This is a genomic window from Sphingomonas sp. IC081 (assembly GCF_006874585.1).
Taxonomy (GTDB): domain Bacteria; phylum Pseudomonadota; class Alphaproteobacteria; order Sphingomonadales; family Sphingomonadaceae; genus Novosphingobium.
The window spans coordinates 98,140-113,972 of the sequence record NZ_CP029763.1; the positions used below are offsets into that span (position 1 = coordinate 98,140).

A 15,833-nucleotide genomic window follows, 5' to 3' on the forward strand; every position below is an offset into this window, starting at 1 on the left:
TTCGTTATGGGCTCCGTCGACCGCCACATCAAGGCGATCTGCAAGCTGTTCGAGGCCTGCCAATACCGTCACGATCGCTACACGCTATTCTCGGACTTCGTCGAAGCCGCAGCAATCAGCCTGTCTAACAATGTCGATCTCGCCCAGAGCAAAGCGCGCGAGGCGCGTTACATGGAGATTGTCGGGCGCTACGATCGCAACGTCATCGACACTTTCCCGCGCATCTTCGCCGAAGTCACCCTAGCGATGGAAGCCCGGACCTGTGACGTGTTGGGCCGCGTGTTCGGCGAACTCGGCCTCGCCAACGCCGCGCGCGGCCAGTTCTTCACCCCCTACAGCGTCTGCCGGATGATGGCAGCGATGACTGCGGACTCGTGCCCGGAAGATATAATAGCAAAGGAGGGATTTCTGACCCTTTGCGAGCCTGCCTGCGGAGCAGGTGCCATGGTAATCGCCACCTGCGAAACGCTGCGGGAGGCTGGAGTCAACTATCAGCGGCACCTCCATGTGACCGCCATCGATATCGATCCACGCGCGGTCCATATGGCCTATATCCAGTTCGCGCTGCTCCATGTCCCGGCCATAGTCATCATCGGCGACTCTCTCGCCGGAACCACACGCGAGCTCTGGTACACGCCCGCCCATATCCTCGGCGGCTGGAACGCAAAACTCGCGGCGCGTGCCAGGTGGCAGGCAGCAGATGCTCCGGCGGATGCTGAAGCGCCGACCCCTGCCGAGGACCAACCACCTTTCCAGCCACCGCCTGACAGCTCCGTCATACCGCACGTCCCCATCCAGCTGTCGCTCTTCCCGAGCCCGAGCGAGTCCTCGCAGCCCTGAGACCACATCTCTCCAGCCGCCTCCATCCCACGCCGCTCCATCCGGTTCCCGGACCCGCAAATTCGAAGAGCGGAGGGGGAGAAGGCGGAGTGGACCCAAGCCAATCAAGGAGACACGCCATGTCCGCACCGTCGATCTATGCCCGCGCCCCGCTCGGAGCGCTTGTCCGTTACAGCGATGGCCAGCCGATGCCGCCCGAACGCCACCGCAAGAAGCTCGCCGCATGGAAAAGCAGCAACGGATCCGGCCGCCTCGTTCGTAAGACGCATGCCGCAGTACGCCCCACCTACACCCACCCCGCCGGCTTCACGCTGCACGAAGGCAATTTCGGGAGCGATGGCGTTATCGTCCTGGTCGTTCACAAGAGCTTTTCCGTCACCAGCACGCTCACCTTTGAGATTGTCGAGGAACCCGCGCCCGGTTCGGTCCGCATCCTCACCAGCTTCCAGGGCGAAGACGAACTGCGCCACCTCGCACCGGACATGGTAGCCGCCGAAGACTGGCTTTCCCGCAATCACTACACCGGCGCGCGGCTCGAAGTTGTCGGAGAGCATGAAGCCAGCGCCGAGACCCTCGGCCAGGCTGCATGATGATGGCGGGGGGCAACAAGCCTCCTGACGAAGCGCGCATATGGCTTCTCGTTCAGATCCACGACCTCCTCTCCGCATACCTGCTCGACCATTGCCCGGAAGAGCAGAGCTGGGAGGATTTCGATGCCGACATCGACGCTCTGCGCACCGATGTGGCGAACCTGCGCGCGCAGCATCTGACGCAGGTTACCAGCCAGAACGCGGCGAACCCCTCACATCCGGGCAACCGGGTTTGAGGCCACGCCGGCACGACCGTTCCCTTCGATGAGGAAACCGCCTGTGACCATCACACACCACGTTCATGTCTATGCAGTCGTGCGCATCAAGCTTGCCGTGACCGCGGCCGATCATTTCGACGCGATGAAACGCGCTGACAGCATCATGACGGAGTCCAGCTATCCCTTGCGCCTCGTCCCCGGCGGACCACAGGTTCTCGACGCCGAACCCGCCGATGAAATCAGCGGCTACCTGGTTGATGAGACTGGTGACCCGCAGTTCGAGCGATCCCGTTTCTACGGATGCGACCACAAACCTTGCGACGTCGCTCAACCCGGCTCGTCGCCGGCGCAAGGAGAGGGGGAGGGAGAAGGGCGGAGCGTCGGCTGATCGTGGGATGTCCACCGGGACCGGCGCCCTTTCACCCCGAGCCGTCTTCCGAAAGGACCGCTGATGACCGAATAATCCTCCCGCGCCGAAGCCCGCTTGTGGAGCCAGACCGACTGCGACGACCGCGGCAATTTCGCCTACAGCGGCGACCTTTACATCGCGGCCGAGAACCTGTCCGACCTCTGCCGCAGGATCGATCTCCATCTGACCCGGACGATCACGGACACACAGTTCTCCGTTACCGGCGAGCGCTTCTCAGGCGGGCGCAGTGTCCGCGTTGAACTTCTCGATGCCCCCGGCGATCTTTCCGATGAGGTCGCGCGCCGCGCCTTCGAAACCCTGATCACCGACCAGGCGGAACGTTTCAATGTCGCGAACGGCAATCTTCTGCAGGACTATATGATCTGCTCATTCTTCCTGCGCGTGAGCATCGGCACAACCTATTGGTCAGCGCTATCCGCCAGACGCGGCCATGCCAATCCCGTCGAGGCTCGCATCCCACTCGCGCGGTTCAAGCGCCAGCTCAGGCCGGGCCACAAACTGAAACTGATTGCCGCTCGCGCCGGCCACCGGGCCCTTGGGACTATCCGCACCGTCACAACAGTCCGCTCAGGTGACCTCATTCTCGAAGACCGGTCCTATCTCTCCTTCCCCCGTGCATCCGCATTCGCCTGCGACGGCAAGCTCATCCGCATCGCGAACGGACGTGACGAGGATCCCGATGACCACCTGCTTTACGAGTGGATTCAGGACGCCGCCTGACCGATCGCTATCTCTCCCGCGCGCCTGCGGCGCACAAAGCGAAGAGGGATGGTGCGCTTTGATCATGCAGATCTTCGACGAACCCGACAACTCCAGCCTCTGATCCGCACGATCACATCATCCACAACCGTGACCACAGCCCGCGCCTTCGCGGGCTTTTTGCATTTGGGAGGGCCATATGCCTGGGCTACTCGATCAGCCGGCGGATCCAAACGCCGACACCAATCACTTCAGCAAGATCCTGGCATTGCTCCGCGCCCTCCAGATCAGCGAAGTATCCTACTCGCTCAGCGGGGGCGGCGATCAGGGCGAAACCAGCCTCGATCACGTGCGGTACCGCGATGGAACCGAAGCGACCGAGATTCCCGAAGTTCCCGTAGGGATTGACGCGGTCGGGCGACCCGCCATGCTCTGTTACGCACTCAGCGAATATGCCGCCGATCTTCCCGAAGGCGATTGGTGCAACAACGAAGGCGGCTACGGCACCGTCACCATCGAGCCCTTCGCCGAATACCCCTGCGACTGCGACATGACCTATCGCCAGGATGGGGACTGGGGCGACGACGAACTGGATGACGATTTCGAGGACTTGGTCCTCGAACCCGATACCGCAAATGCGGATTCAGGCCCGACCGCAATCATCATCGGGGAGACACAGGCATGAGGCTTAACAACCCATCCTTCGAGCGCTATCTCGCGCGCGCCGCAACCACCCTGCATCGCATCGTTCCTCAAACCGCGCAGCTGCGATCGGACCCACTCGACCTCGCGGCGACCCTGATCGCGCTATCCCGCTGCGAAATCCGCTTCACCCGCCATGATGGCGCGCTCGCACCCACGATTTCAATCCATCCTGATCCAGCCCACTCTCCCAAAGCGATGATGCTTATCGACCAGTTCAGCACCGCCATCCTCGAGACGATCTACAATCCCAATACCCATTTCTCGATCTGCCTCGAACAGACCGTCAACGACAGCGGATATCTCGATCTCGTCACCGATCTCCTTCTGTCGGGTGCCTACCACCGCCGGATCACGGACATGACGCAGGCGATCGGAACGGCGATCCTGCAACTGCGCGAGCGCCTCGTCGAACTTATGCAGACCCATCTGCGCGCCATCCTGTTTCGTGACCTTGGCTATCGCACTGGTAACAAGATTCTTTCGCTCGGGCGGATCATCCACTGGGCGCTCGCGACCGACCTCGAGGGTGACCCAGGCCGCAAAACCGTGCTGCGCAACCGCGGCCAGGCGCTCACCGTCTATGGTGCCATCGCCACGAGCATGCTCAAGCCTGAAATCACCGCCGCGATCGATGCCGGTCGCCCCCTCAAGCCGGTGCTCGCCGCCGCTGTCGGCATCAGCGAAGCGCAATTGCGCCGCCTTCACTGCGCGACTCCCAAGATCGCGGCATTAGACGCTCTCTACGACCATATGTCCGCCGTCCGCACACTGGTCCGCCATGAAGTCCAACTTGAACAGTGGCCGGCCGGCAGCGAATGGGGCCGCCGTGTCTGGGAGCAGAAGAACTGCGATCCCCTTATTAGGCCAGACTACCTCGATAGCTCGATCGAAACCCGCGATACCCTCCAGGCGCTGCGGGAGGATCTCCTCTATCCACTCGCCGGCGCACGTCTCGAAGCACTGGGCCTGTCACGCCGGATCCACGCCCTCGACAATTTCGTGATAACCCTGGGCGTTCCACTGAAGCTCTGCGACACCACCGCCCATCGCCAGTTCCTGCGTAGCCTGCACAGTGCGATCATCGGACCGCGCGGACCGCAATCGTTCCAGAGAGCCCTCGCGAAATGGCACCGCCGCGCAGCCAGCGCCGCGGCGCTGCGGCACGAGAACACCGCCGATCGACCCGGCTGGCCCGCACTATGTCCGCCTTGGCAGTCCCCATGCGGGCCACATAGCTTCATACCGATCACCAGCGCGCAGGCACTGGTCGAGGAGGGCAATGCGCTCTACCACTGCGTGGGCGGATATTATTCCCAATGCCGGCGGGGCGACACCCAGATCCTGTCGCTGCGGTCCGGCACCGACCATGTGGCGACCCTCGAACTGCTGATCACCGACCTGCCGGGCAATTTGCTCAATATCAACGTCGGCCAGTTCAAGGCCCGCGGCAACGCAAGGCCCGACCCCGAAGCCTTCGCAGTGCTGCGCGACTTCCTCGCCGACCTACGCGACGGGCTTCACCCGGTGGCTACGAAGGAACTCGCCGCGCATCGCGATGCCGTAGCCGATGCCGACGCATATTATCTTCGCCGCGACCGGCTCACCCTCGACCACGCCCGCCGTGCCTGGCCGCTATACCGCGTGTTGCTCCCGCGCGACGCGCCGGAGACTTACGACGAATGGTGCGAGCGATCCGGTCTTCCCTCGGCCCTCGACGACCTTCTGATCGCGCTTGAACGCTCCCTCTCCACCCCCGTTAAAATAGAGTTCCGCTATGAACCCTTTTGATCACGCCCGCTCTTCCGCACGCATCCATGGCGGCCGCTGGCAGGATTACCACCAGATTCACGCCTGGTTCGACGCCACCAAGGCCGCCCATTGTCATTTTACCCACCGCGCCCTGCGCCATCACCACGAAGGGATCGCCGAAGCTCTCGCCGTTTTCGGCGATACGATCACCAATGTGGACGGCGCTGCGGTCTCCGTCCACGCGGTCGGCGTCCAACATATCGAGGAAGACTGCCGCTATCTTCCCGCTGCCGTCGATTGGCTCAAGGATTTCGACACGCCTGATTGGCTCCACGCACCGATGCCCGGCGCCGAGCACATGGCCTGCACCAGCGCCCGGCGCTTCGGCGGTTCGCACGCCGACTATCTTCCGCTCCACCGCTGGTTTCTGGCAACCGCATCATGGGCCAATAGCGCCGCACACCTGATATTCCGGCACCACGCCTTCGGAATCTACGAGGCCGAACACCGGTTCGGACCCGCGATCGACAATGGCGCATCCGCTATACCGACGCGCGTCGTGGCCGAGCAACATGTCCGCACGATGCTCGGCCGCCTGCCTGCGGCGCCGGATTTTCTGCGGCGGCTCAAGGGCCAGCGTTGGATGCTTCAGGCCACCTCACCGGCATTGGTCGGCCTGACCTGATACTCCGCTGCACAAGCAATAACGGGCGAGAGAGAAGGGGGAAAGGGAACAGGCGGCGGGTCCGGAATGCCCGTCATTCCAACGGCATTTCAATTCCCCTGGAGGTCTGCACCATGGCAAATAACTATCTCAAACTCTCGTTTGTCCTGACGCCGACGAGCGAGGAAGAAGCACTGCTCGACGAATGCCACACGCTCTCGCAAGAGCTCTACGATGTCGACGAAATCGACCTGGCAGCACGCTACGATGCGATGTCGGATGCGTTCAAGGCTGCCTTCCCGCCGCCGCCGGATCAATCAGACAATCTGGATCAGCCTCCGCCCCATCCGTTCGTATCCTTTCTAAACCTGTTCAGCGATCACAATTTTCCAACCTTCGATTGCGAGTATTTCGGCAGTCCTGAAAGCGATGGCTATCTGATCGCCGGAACCCAGGCAGATCCCCATGCCATCGCCAGCCTGATCCAGAAATGCGCGCCCAGCGTCCTTCCCTTCGGTTTCGAGTGGTCGCAGGACTGCGACCGCCTGCGGCCCGGCGAGTTCGGCGGCGGCTATTACATCGTCACTGCCGACGACATCATCGGCGGCAGCACCAGCTGGCTTATGCAAGGGCAGATCGAGGCGCTGACAGCGCCCCCCATCACTCACACAAACACCGCGACGCTGAAAACCATCATAACCGATCCCCAGGCGCTCTGGGATCACGCCTTCAAGCTCTTCATCGATGCCCATCTGCCATTCAAGGTGCTCGATTCCTCCCAGCCCGAAAGGTTGGCTGAGGATCTTCTCGACAAGTTCACTGCGGAATGCGGCCCACGCGAGCATGCCGACCCCGCCGCCTGTCTGCGCCATGCCGTCGATCCTCGCAGCGAAATCCCTGGTGTCAACGTAGTCAGGATCATCGCTACCGCACAGGACGATCCCGGCACTCTCGATATCGAAACCTGCCTCGTGCTCTCGACCGGACATATCACCCAGCAAACCGCACACAAGCTCGACGACTGGGGTTCGCGCGGGCGGCTGGACGTTCCCCTAACCATCGGCAAAACGCCCTATGGCTGGTTCATCCCGGTGTCTTGCGCCAATCCCGACACACTCGGGGGCTTTCCCCCTGATCTTCTCGCGGTCATGCGTTTCGCCCGCACCCGCGGATGTCAGCATCTACTGCTCGACTGCGACGGACCGGCCGCGGACGGACTGACCTCTTATGACTGGTAACCGGCGGTTCAATTCAAGGAGCCTCATCATGCGCCCCGCCGATACTGGACTTCCCCGCCATGACGACGGCTGCCGAGATCGCCGTTACAGTATTCAGCTGGAGTTCTGCGGTTACCCGCGCAGACGTCATGTCGTGCGCTTTTGCGGAGATTATATCGGAAACACCGAATCTCAAGGCCAGGCCTGCGCTATTGCGCGCAAACATGCCGCCCGCCGGCGATCCGAACTTTCAGGCGCAGGAGTCGAGCGTTCCGACTGACGGCCAGAAGGCCGACGGGAGATCAGGGGGAAGGAAAGGGGTGTTCCCATTCGAAGGAGACACCTGATGTTCGATCCCGCCGCCCGTCACCACAAGGCTCTCGACGCCCGCTCCATCACCACGATCGCGGATGCGCTCACCGCTCTCAACGCCGCAGTCGCGGATTGCGAGAGAACACGGCACCCGATCGATCGGGATCCCGCCGTCCTCCTGCTTGCCCGTCATCTCGGCTGCCTCGCCCTCGAGGACCATCCAGACCATGCCGCCTTGCGCACCGGCTGCATGGAAGCCGTTTCCGCTATCGGCAAAACGCCGATACTGATTACTCTGGCCAGACGCGGCATCTCATATGACGCTGGCGCCAAAACCACTTTCCACGCCGAAGGACGCAAGGCTGTCAAACGCCTTGCAGCCGCCCTCGGCCTCGTCCGCGGAGACCATGAAGTGCGATCCTGCCAGGGCGGCATCGCCGTGTCAGGTGAAATCATCCTTCATTCCGATCACATTTACGTCCAGCTCTCCATCGGCCTGATCGGACGAGCGCATGACGTGATGTTCCGCCGCGTCGAGGGACGAAGCGACTATACGGGCGGCCCCAACCACTGGGCTTCGATCGACGAACTACTCGACCCGAACGCCTCGCCGCGCGCATCCGCCGCGAACTCCAGCTCGACGGCAGCGCCGATCTCGCCGCCTGACGCGCCGCGTTACTCGGCACCCCGATCATTTCAGGAGAACCGACATGCGTATCAGCCATCTCCAGGCACTCGCCGATATCGTCCTTGGCGACCCCGAAGCGCTCGCACTCGCCTACTATGAAACCATCACCGGCGCCGAGCCGGTGTTCGAAAGCGATGCGGCGCGCGGCCGCTTCGCCGTCGCGCTCAAGGCGGTCGGCATAGCGACCGACGCTGCGCGTTTTCAGGCTGCCTTTGCGAAACTGCAACAGACTGCCGGGCAGAAGGACAAGCCGCATGAACCCGTCTGCCGTGACTGTGGAAGCACCGATCTGACACGCGACGCCCTTGCGGCCTGGGATGCCGATGCCCAGCAATGGGTATTGAGCGCGATCTACGAGTCCACAGCCTGCTAAACCTGCGAAGCCGAAAGCGACGACCTTTGCCGCTGGCAACCACTTGCCGCCCGCTCCGCTGAACCACCATCGCAGGCATCGCAATGACCGCCGCTTCCGGGCCGCCAGTGATCGTCGCCTGGGGAGCAGGGGTCGATTCCACCGCCATGATCCTCGAAATGGCCAGCCGGCGCGAGCGCATCGACATGGTGCTGATCGCGCAAATGCCCGAAAAGCCCGAAACACAGGCGTTCATTCCGGCATTCCGGCAATGGATGGACGATCACGACGTACCCAATGAAATCGTCGCCAACCGGCCGCGCCGCTTCGGCGCCTCCCCGGCCTATTACGACCTCCTCGAGGCGTGTCTCGTGAACGGCGCTCTTCCATCGATAGCTTTCGGGCGGGGAACCTGCAGCCTCCGCTGGAAAGTCAGCCCACAGGATAGCTGGACCAAATCCTGGCCCCCGGCACAGCAGGCCTGGGCGACCAATCAGAAAGTGACCCGCCTCATCGGCTTCGACAGCAGCTCGCGTGACAGCAGGCGCTATGCCCACGCCGAAGGATATTCCAGCACCCTTTACACCTATCGCTACCCATTGCGTGAATGGGGCTGGGGCCGCGACGCCTGCAACGAACGTATCCGACAAGCCGGGTTCGAGGTGCCGGCCAGCTCGTGCTTCTTTTGCACGGGCATGCAGTGCAACGAGGTCCGTGCGCTCCCCGCCGCCTGCCTGAGACTCATCGTCCTGATGGAAGCCCGCGCGAAACCGCGTCTGCGATCCTGCGAGGGACTGTGGCGCTCGACCACCAAGGGCTTGCGCGGCCGTGAGGCACGGCCTGGATCGATGACCCAGTTCATTCGCGACGAAAAGCTGCTCCACGCTCACGAAATCGACTGGATCGCCGGCGAGGCAAACGCGCACCTCGCCGTATTTCTCAGACGCGCCGCCGCGCTTCCTCTCGAACAGCGCCCCACCATGCGCAGCTGGATCGACAGGTTCATCGCCCACGAGGTTCGCGCATACGACCCGCAACGCGAACAACAGGAGGGTGAAGGAAAATGTCAGGCTGAGCCGTGTCGGCTACTCCCGATCCCACCACCCCGGGCACGGAAGACAAGTCTTGATTCCTCCGCCCGCCGACCCGGCGAGGAGCGAAGGGGGAGGGGAGTGTCGGGCCGCGAAAAAGCGACCCCGACACATGGAGACTGACCAATGGCGACACAGAAGATGAACATCGGCCCCGTGCCCTACGACGAAGCCTGCGCCCAGCTCGGCTCGACACCCGACTTCGCCGAAGTTGCCCGCGCAGAGTGCCGTGCCTATCGCGCGGCGCTTATCGCCCATTACGGATGCCCGCCCGAAGGGGCTGAACTGAGCATCATCGGTTCGCCTCACGACTTCGGGACATATTACGAAGTCTATGTCGTCTACGACGCTGAGATCAGCGCCGCACTCGACTATGCCCTGATCGTTGAACTGGGCCTCGCCCGCTGGGAAGAGGCGGATTTTCCCGCCCCGTTCACCTATGGTGATCGCTCCAGCATCGTCGAACGCCATTTCGAGAGCACCACGCAGCTCGTTGCCGCCGTCATCGCCAAGTTCGATGCCGCCGGCCCGGAAAAAGGCGAAGCGCGCGAACGGCTCGCCCAAACATGGCCCGATGCGGCGGCTATCGCCGCATCGCCTGCCAACACCACTGACTGAGGTTCGAACGCCGACCGGGGTCGCTTCTCAATTGTCGCGTCGCGGCCCCGGCTCGGCCACGCTCCCGCAGTCCCGGATAATCGCAGCCCAGCGGTCGAGCAGCAGCGCCGCTCCCATGTCATGGCGCGCGATATCCAGGCCACGGGTTTCCATTTCTAGTGCAATCGCCTTGACGCAGCGCGCGCTTTCCTCGCGGACCGCACGTTCACTGATCGCCGCCATCACCCCAATCGCATGAGCGATGGCATCGCCCGGCAACGCATTACCCCCGCTTTTGTCGCCGCTGCACGGTTCCGCATCCAGTAGCGCCAGCACCGATCTCAAATGATAGGTCGCAGCTGCATCGCTCGCGATGTCGGGGATCCCTAGCGCTTCGCGCACCAACTCCCGCGCAGCCTCGCGATCCTGTCCCATGGTCACCACCGGATCCTTTGGGATACCCAAACATGCACAGCGTTCTACTTCCTCTATCTCAGCACCATCTCGCAAACAGCCGGTAGCGACCGCCCAACTATGGACGTCGCCAGCCCGAAACCGGACATTGGAAACCTGAAAAGAAGCAATCAGGCGCGAACACCTTTGGGCCTGGGCCTTGGACATACGTGTCCGCTGCCCGGTAACCGAAGCTGCCGGCTTGCTTCTTTAGGAAGGTTTCCACGCCTTCACCCGCGTCTCCGCGAGCTGTTTCAAACTATGGCAAAGTCGCTGGAAATACAATCGAACATTGCACCCTCCGATCGCCTGCGGCGGCGAGACGGGGAAAAGAGCTGAGGGGGAGGTGCATCGTTGAGAGCGCTCGTCCGGCTCGTTGCCGCATTAGCCACGTCGCCCCGCACGACAGGCTACCGGCCCCTCTAATCCCTTCCCGACGAAACATTGGTGCAGGAGACACCACCATGGTGATTAGCTTTCACTTCGGCGCAGCCGGCCACCCCGTCAGCTGGACCCTCTATGGGGTCTATGGGACTGCCTATGGCGTGGCGCTTGCCGCTGCGCGCACCTGGCATGCTCGCATGCTCGAAGAACGACAAACCAAAACGCCGCCGGGCGGACAGTTCGTAATTGCCGTCTATGGGGACTCAGTCGTCCGATCCGACCTCTTGTTCGAGGCCGATTATTTTCGCCACCATCAGGAGCCCGACGACTGCTCGTGGCTGTGCCAGTTCCAGGGATTTCCCCTCGCAATCCCCGAACAGGCCAAGCAGGTCGCAACCGAGGAACTGCGGCGACGCCTCATCGACATCGGATTCCTGATCCCTCGCGCCGAATGGGAAACCCGATACCCGGAGCAGGCCGACCTCTCGCGCCAGTTTCGCGCTCTCATGCAGCGCGATTGCTCTTCACCTTCCAACGATAGGAGTAGCCTGACATGAGCCGATACGAACCCAAAGCGCATGCAGATGCCGTCCGCAGGCATGGGCCGCTGACTATTGGCATTGGCTGGGACGCCCCCCTCAACACCTTTTTCGCGGCCGTCCATAGAGACAACGACAATGTCGACGACGAGCATCGCGAGATTCTCTGGGTCGGGACGTCTTACGGCGAGATTGCGGACCCGAAGACTGTCATCGACGCCATCGATCCCTTCGCGGATGTCGACGCCGACCTGGCCGCAACCCTTCACGCCGATCGGCTCCGGGAAGGCCACCGTCCGCGCTCGCCGTGGATCCGCTGAAACTTCATGACCACAGGGCGCGTTCGCGCCCGCCGGCAGGTGAGGGGGAGACGAGGCTGCGGGCTGCGATGATGCGGCTGCAAAGGAAACCGCGATGACCACAACCGCTCTGACAGAGCCTGCCCCGACAATCCCGCTGGGCCCCGGACGCTCGCGCCTACTGACGCATGCTGAGCGGGCCAACCCGATCCTTCAGCTCCCCGCGATGCACCGGCTCCGAGCCCTTGATCCCGACGTGCAAGCCTGCTTGCGCGACCTGTTGCTCGATCTTCAGTGCGATGCCCGCTTGCGGGCAATGGCCAGCTGGGACGCGCACAAGCCGCCCATGGCCGCCTACTGGGCCGCGGTGGGCGTCTATTCCGGTCATATAGCCCGCCTGCTTCGTCGAAACGGAAAATCGGATGGCCGGCACCAACCAGATTTGTTCGGGAAGGCCGTATAGCATGTCGTGCGAACCAGGCGCCCGCGCGACAGTGACCCCACGTCCACCGGAATGGGATGATCCGCCCGGTTACGACCACAAGCTTGGCCGGATCCGCACGCCGAGCGACGACTTCTACGACCACAGATTGCTTGTCCTCCAGCGCATCCGCCAATCCCTCGCCACATCGAGGAAATGATCACCTGCGCGCCCCGGGCCCGCTTGTCGGCCACAGCGATCACATCATCACCGCCACATGAACGGAGACATCATGCCCGAACCCATCACCGCCCAGACCGCTACTTCATCGGCACCCGCAGACGTCGGCGTCCCGCATATTTTCCTCGATTGCGACGGCGTCCTCGCCGATTTCGACACGTATGCCCACTTCTATTTCGGCATGCATCCGCGCGACGCGGAGGCCGAACTCGGCTCCAAACGCTTCTGGAAGATGCTCGAAGCCAAGGGCAACTTCTATCGCGATCTCCCACTGATGCACGACGCGCGAACCCTGTTCGACGCCGTTTCCCATCTCAAGCCCACGATCCTGACCGGGTGTCCCCGCGGCAACTGGGCAGAAGCCCAGAAGATCGCATGGGCACAGGCCCATTTCCCCGATGTTCCCATCATCACCTGCCGCAGTGCCGACAAGCGGGATCACGCCAGCCCAGGCGATGTGCTGATCGACGACTGGCCGCAATATCGTCACCGCTGGATCGAAATGGGCGGCGTTTTCATCAGCCATTATGACGCGGAATCGTCGCTGGCGGCATTATGGGCTCATTGTCCGGCGCTACGTCCATGACCTTTGAAAAGATGCTCCTTCACGAGCTGTTGCTCTCCATGTCCGCCAAAGCGAATCGGTTCGAAAGGCTGGCGGCCGCATCCGGTTACAATTCGATCGTGCTACGACGCGCATCGGTTGACTCGCCCAGCGACATCGCTGACGATCCCGTTCCATGAACGTCGCACCCATGATCCATCCTGAAGTTCGGCAAGCGGTGGCGCGATTGTTTGACCTCGCACAAAGCGACACCGGCCAGGCACGCCGGGTCGCGGATTTTCTCATGGCGTGGTGGAATGCGACGGATCTTGGCGGCTTCGACCTCGCCGACCTCTTTTCACTCGACCGTGCCGTCGCCGCCGACATGGCCACCGTCTTCGCCTTCCTCGGCAGCCACCCCGGCGGGATCTATGCGGACGCCTTCGATCTCGAAGACGCGATGAAAGGCCTTATCGCGCTCTGGCGACCTGACATGATCACAGAAGAGCACGCCGGCAACGCCTGATCGCACCGCAGCTCCAAACGGCGCACCGCGCCTGCCCGCGCTCCGCACGGCATACTGAACGCCTTCGACCCATCGGGTCATTTCGGTGATTGATAGACACCCGAATCGTCGTGACGGTCGCGTGACGATCGAACGCGCAACCTTGCGCTGATCGACCGCGCCACTTCGTAATCCCACCCGTGATGGTCCCATCCGGGCACCCCATGCCAACCCGCCGGTCCCGAAGGGACCGACGGCCGCAAATTGCGGACCTGCGCAAACGAAAACACGCGCACGAAATCCGGGTTTCTCGCCTCTCATTTTACCGGAAATCGCGCTCATCCCGGAGACTCATCCATGGCCCTTCGCAAAGCCGCGCGCTGGTCAGCGCGCGAACTCGCCCTGTTGCGCGCCCACTATCCGACCGAAGGGAGCGGTGTCGCCGCCCGGCTGCCGGGGCGCAGTCGCCACGCGATCCAGGTCAAGGCGCACAAGCTAGGGCTGGAGACCACCCACCGCGGTCCCGCACCCGCCACCCGGCTTCAGGGCGCTTCGCTCGACGAGGCAATCCGGCTGCGCGAAATCGACAAACTTTCGTTCGCCGCAATCGGGAGACACTTCGGGGTATGCGAAGCGAGCGCCTGCAACGCCGTAACGATCGCCCTTTGCGAGCGGCGCGGTTATCGTCCCGCCGAGCGAGACGGGCGCGGCTGCCTTGCGCCCGCCGGCATTGATCGGCTGCGTTACGCGCTCAAGAAAGGCATGAAGGGCATCGAAATCCAACTGCGCCTTGGCGTTTCGGCCGCATGCGTCTCCGAGCAGCGGCGGCGCTACAACCGCGAGTTGCTGGCCCGCGGCAAAGCTCCACTCCCGCCGCCCGGCGGCGGTGAGGCCTATTCGGGCGTCAAATTGACCTCAGCGCAGCGCAAAGCGGTCGAAGCGCTGTTCATGGAAGGGTTCGGAACCGCCAAGGTCTCCGAGCGGAGCGGCGTTTCCAAAACCAGCTGTATCCGGATCCGTGCCCGCCTCGTGCGGCGCCTGCACCGCAAGGGCCAGTCCCTGCCCGGATGTGACGCGGCCGGCGTTCGGCATATTCATGTCGAAAGCGCACGGTTCGTCACCGACGAACAGCGGCTATTGCTGCGGGAGATGTTGCTCGACCGCATACCTGTCCGGCGTGCCGCCCGCGATCTCGCGATCGGGGGCTCCACTGCCTATCGCATCCGCGACGAACTTGCCGCCGAGCTCTCCCGTGCAGGGCGCACGCTTCCCACACCCATGCTTCCCGGACGCGGCCGATCGCACGCCACGCCCAATCCGTTCTGGCCCCCGGCAAACCCCAAAGAGATATTCGCCTTCCGCCGTCTACTCCAGACAATGGGCTTTACAGAGGCCAAGGACCATTGGCGGGAGATACGACGCGAGGCCCGAAGGGCCGAGCGCGCCCAAAATACCTACAGGTCATTCAGCTTCGACGAACAGCTTGCGAGGGTCGCCGCGGGCGAAGTCGGTATTACCGGCGCTTTCGTGCGCCACCATCTCCAACCGTTGATCACCTCATAAAAATCATTCTCGCCTGATGCCGTGTAGCATCCGGGCATTGCCATGGCTTCGATCCCTATGCCGAGCAGATCGACGCAATCGACGCCATTCCCCTTCATTGCCGGACCAGCTCATATTGACCTCATCCTCGCTGATGGCGAACTGAGGGTTGATGAGGGCGAAGGTGCGGAATCGTCCGGGACTGCTTTTGGGGCGAGCGGAGATAGAAAAGATAGGAAAGGAGGGGGGGGCGTCACCCGATCTGCGATCGGGCCGGGCTCTATTGCGCTAGGCTCCCACGGCCGCTGCGCGGCCGCGCTCACCAAGCTCCACGGAACCTCGTCCTTCGGCCGAGTTTCCGCCCCTTCGGGGTCACGATCCCTGACGTGGCCGGCTTCGCCGCCTGACCAGACGGCCCTGGCGGGCCAGCGTCATTTGCCAGACCGGACGGTTCGAGGGCGAACCGCCCGGTATCTGCCTCGCACCAGGTCGTTCATCGCACCCTGCGCCACCCCCGCCAGTGTCCCGGCGTTGCAGACCCCCCCAGCGGGGTCGGCGGCAAAGGGGAATCGGCCGCAAGCGGCCGATATTTTTGTTTGTTTGGAAGCCGCCTCAACAGAAATACCGGGCCGCAAGCGGCCCTACGGTTTCCACCGCTGCGCGGCGGAGCCTCCGTCATTTCTGTTGCCCCCGCTGGCGGTGCCTGCGCCTTGGGCCACAGGCGAAGGTGGCTCCGGGTGCGATGAACGACGAA

20 protein-coding genes are annotated in these 15,833 nt (G+C 63.0%); 19 read left to right on the forward strand and 1 reads right to left on the reverse strand.

Annotated features, from left to right (window positions below; genetic code table 11):
• Window positions 1-6: 6 nt before the first annotated feature.
• From DM450_RS23120 to DM450_RS23180, 13 genes are all read left to right on the forward strand, one after another.
• A complete protein-coding gene (locus DM450_RS23120) occupies window positions 7-840 on the forward strand; it encodes an N-6 DNA methylase (RefSeq protein ID WP_142639626.1) in 834 nt (277 codons plus the stop codon).
• A 119-nt stretch (window positions 841-959) separates the two neighbouring features.
• Entirely contained in the window at window positions 960-1,430 is a 471-nt protein-coding gene (locus tag DM450_RS23125) for a hypothetical protein (protein ID WP_142639628.1), read from the forward strand.
• Entirely contained in the window at window positions 1,427-1,666 is a 240-nt protein-coding gene (locus DM450_RS23130) for a hypothetical protein (protein WP_142639630.1), read from the forward strand. The genes DM450_RS23125 and DM450_RS23130 overlap by 4 nt, the downstream gene beginning before the upstream one ends.
• 43 nt (window positions 1,667-1,709) lie before the next feature.
• Window positions 1,710-2,036: a hypothetical protein gene (locus DM450_RS23135; RefSeq protein ID WP_142639632.1), complete on the forward strand. Its 327-nt coding sequence runs from the start codon at window positions 1,710-1,712 to the stop codon at window positions 2,034-2,036.
• A gap of 96 nt (window positions 2,037-2,132) precedes the next feature.
• Window positions 2,133-2,798 (forward strand): hypothetical protein, encoded by a 666-nt coding sequence (locus DM450_RS23140; protein ID WP_260610699.1) that lies wholly within the window; start codon window positions 2,133-2,135, stop codon window positions 2,796-2,798.
• A 178-nt stretch (window positions 2,799-2,976) separates the two neighbouring features.
• A complete protein-coding gene (locus DM450_RS23145; protein WP_142639635.1) occupies window positions 2,977-3,462 on the forward strand; it encodes a hypothetical protein in 486 nt (161 codons plus the stop codon).
• A complete protein-coding gene (locus tag DM450_RS23150) occupies window positions 3,459-5,270 on the forward strand; it encodes a PcfJ domain-containing protein (RefSeq protein WP_142639637.1) in 1,812 nt (603 codons plus the stop codon). Before DM450_RS23145 ends, DM450_RS23150 begins: the two co-directional genes overlap by 4 nt.
• Complete coding sequence (locus tag DM450_RS23155) at window positions 5,257-5,916, forward strand: DUF6915 family protein (RefSeq protein ID WP_142639639.1); 660 nt, start codon at window positions 5,257-5,259, stop codon at window positions 5,914-5,916. Before DM450_RS23150 ends, DM450_RS23155 begins: the two co-directional genes overlap by 14 nt.
• Complete coding sequence (locus DM450_RS23160; RefSeq protein ID WP_142639641.1) at window positions 5,871-7,133, forward strand: hypothetical protein; 1,263 nt, start codon at window positions 5,871-5,873, stop codon at window positions 7,131-7,133. Before DM450_RS23155 ends, DM450_RS23160 begins: the two co-directional genes overlap by 46 nt.
• 325 nt (window positions 7,134-7,458) lie before the next feature.
• The gene (locus tag DM450_RS23165) at window positions 7,459-8,211 is read left to right on the forward strand and encodes a hypothetical protein (RefSeq protein WP_260610700.1); all 753 of its coding nucleotides are present in this window, start codon (window positions 7,459-7,461) and stop codon (window positions 8,209-8,211) included.
• Window positions 8,135-8,485 carry a hypothetical protein gene (locus DM450_RS23170; protein ID WP_142639643.1) on the forward strand — a complete coding sequence of 117 codons (351 nt, stop codon included), beginning with the start codon at window positions 8,135-8,137 and terminating at the stop codon, window positions 8,483-8,485. Before DM450_RS23165 ends, DM450_RS23170 begins: the two co-directional genes overlap by 77 nt.
• Window positions 8,486-8,568: 83 nt before the next feature.
• Window positions 8,569-9,678 (forward strand): hypothetical protein, encoded by a 1,110-nt coding sequence (locus tag DM450_RS23175; protein ID WP_260610701.1) that lies wholly within the window; start codon window positions 8,569-8,571, stop codon window positions 9,676-9,678.
• A 3-nt stretch (window positions 9,679-9,681) separates the two neighbouring features.
• Window positions 9,682-10,173 (forward strand): hypothetical protein, encoded by a 492-nt coding sequence (locus DM450_RS23180; protein WP_142639645.1) that lies wholly within the window; start codon window positions 9,682-9,684, stop codon window positions 10,171-10,173.
• 27 nt (window positions 10,174-10,200) lie between these two features.
• Here DM450_RS23180 and DM450_RS23185 read toward each other — a convergent pair whose 3' ends face one another.
• On the reverse strand, window positions 10,201-10,773 hold the full coding sequence (locus DM450_RS23185) for a hypothetical protein (protein WP_142639647.1): 573 nt from the start codon (window positions 10,771-10,773) through the stop codon (window positions 10,201-10,203).
• 296 nt (window positions 10,774-11,069) lie between these two features.
• On the opposite strand from DM450_RS23185, the gene DM450_RS23190 reads away from it, so the two are divergent.
• The 6 genes from DM450_RS23190 (at window position 11,070) to DM450_RS23215 (ending at window position 15,100) form a co-directional block, all read left to right on the forward strand.
• Window positions 11,070-11,546 (forward strand): hypothetical protein, encoded by a 477-nt coding sequence (locus tag DM450_RS23190; protein WP_142639649.1) that lies wholly within the window; start codon window positions 11,070-11,072, stop codon window positions 11,544-11,546.
• A complete protein-coding gene (locus DM450_RS23195; RefSeq protein ID WP_142639651.1) occupies window positions 11,543-11,848 on the forward strand; it encodes a hypothetical protein in 306 nt (101 codons plus the stop codon). Before DM450_RS23190 ends, DM450_RS23195 begins: the two co-directional genes overlap by 4 nt.
• A gap of 473 nt (window positions 11,849-12,321) precedes the next feature.
• Window positions 12,322-12,468, forward strand: coding sequence for a hypothetical protein (locus tag DM450_RS25975; RefSeq protein WP_185928870.1), 147 nt, complete (start codon window positions 12,322-12,324; stop codon window positions 12,466-12,468).
• 72 nt (window positions 12,469-12,540) lie between these two features.
• Window positions 12,541-13,074 (forward strand): 5' nucleotidase, NT5C type, encoded by a 534-nt coding sequence (locus DM450_RS23205; RefSeq protein ID WP_142639654.1) that lies wholly within the window; start codon window positions 12,541-12,543, stop codon window positions 13,072-13,074.
• Window positions 13,075-13,228: 154 nt separating this feature from the next.
• Entirely contained in the window at window positions 13,229-13,558 is a 330-nt protein-coding gene (locus DM450_RS23210) for a hypothetical protein (protein WP_260610703.1), read from the forward strand.
• Between the two features lie 336 nt (window positions 13,559-13,894).
• Window positions 13,895-15,100 (forward strand): hypothetical protein, encoded by a 1,206-nt coding sequence (locus DM450_RS23215; protein WP_142639656.1) that lies wholly within the window; start codon window positions 13,895-13,897, stop codon window positions 15,098-15,100.
• Window positions 15,101-15,833 lie beyond the last annotated feature (733 nt).

What these genes read in the sequence shown, in the direction of transcription:
- DM450_RS23120 (WP_142639626.1), top strand. Translation starts at nt 7, where the DNA reads ATGGGCTCCGTCGACCGCCACATCAAGGCGATCTGCAAGCTGTTCGAG.
- DM450_RS23125 (WP_142639628.1), top strand. Translation starts at nt 960, where the DNA reads ATGTCCGCACCGTCGATCTATGCCCGCGCCCCGCTCGGAGCGCTTGTC.
- DM450_RS23130 (WP_142639630.1), top strand. Translation starts at nt 1,427, where the DNA reads ATGATGATGGCGGGGGGCAACAAGCCTCCTGACGAAGCGCGCATATGG.
- DM450_RS23145 (WP_142639635.1), top strand. Translation starts at nt 2,977, where the DNA reads ATGCCTGGGCTACTCGATCAGCCGGCGGATCCAAACGCCGACACCAAT.
- DM450_RS23150 (WP_142639637.1), top strand. Translation starts at nt 3,459, where the DNA reads ATGAGGCTTAACAACCCATCCTTCGAGCGCTATCTCGCGCGCGCCGCA.
- DM450_RS23155 (WP_142639639.1), top strand. Translation starts at nt 5,257, where the DNA reads ATGAACCCTTTTGATCACGCCCGCTCTTCCGCACGCATCCATGGCGGC.
- DM450_RS23165 (WP_260610700.1), top strand. Translation starts at nt 7,459, where the DNA reads ATGTTCGATCCCGCCGCCCGTCACCACAAGGCTCTCGACGCCCGCTCC.
- DM450_RS23170 (WP_142639643.1), top strand. Translation starts at nt 8,135, where the DNA reads ATGCGTATCAGCCATCTCCAGGCACTCGCCGATATCGTCCTTGGCGAC.
- DM450_RS23175 (WP_260610701.1), top strand. Translation starts at nt 8,569, where the DNA reads ATGACCGCCGCTTCCGGGCCGCCAGTGATCGTCGCCTGGGGAGCAGGG.
- DM450_RS23180 (WP_142639645.1), top strand. Translation starts at nt 9,682, where the DNA reads ATGGCGACACAGAAGATGAACATCGGCCCCGTGCCCTACGACGAAGCC.
- DM450_RS23185 (WP_142639647.1), bottom strand. Translation starts at nt 10,773, where the DNA reads ATGTCCAAGGCCCAGGCCCAAAGGTGTTCGCGCCTGATTGCTTCTTTT.
- DM450_RS23190 (WP_142639649.1), top strand. Translation starts at nt 11,070, where the DNA reads ATGGTGATTAGCTTTCACTTCGGCGCAGCCGGCCACCCCGTCAGCTGG.
- DM450_RS23195 (WP_142639651.1), top strand. Translation starts at nt 11,543, where the DNA reads ATGAGCCGATACGAACCCAAAGCGCATGCAGATGCCGTCCGCAGGCAT.
- DM450_RS23205 (WP_142639654.1), top strand. Translation starts at nt 12,541, where the DNA reads ATGCCCGAACCCATCACCGCCCAGACCGCTACTTCATCGGCACCCGCA.
- DM450_RS23210 (WP_260610703.1), top strand. Translation starts at nt 13,229, where the DNA reads ATGAACGTCGCACCCATGATCCATCCTGAAGTTCGGCAAGCGGTGGCG.
- DM450_RS23215 (WP_142639656.1), top strand. Translation starts at nt 13,895, where the DNA reads ATGGCCCTTCGCAAAGCCGCGCGCTGGTCAGCGCGCGAACTCGCCCTG.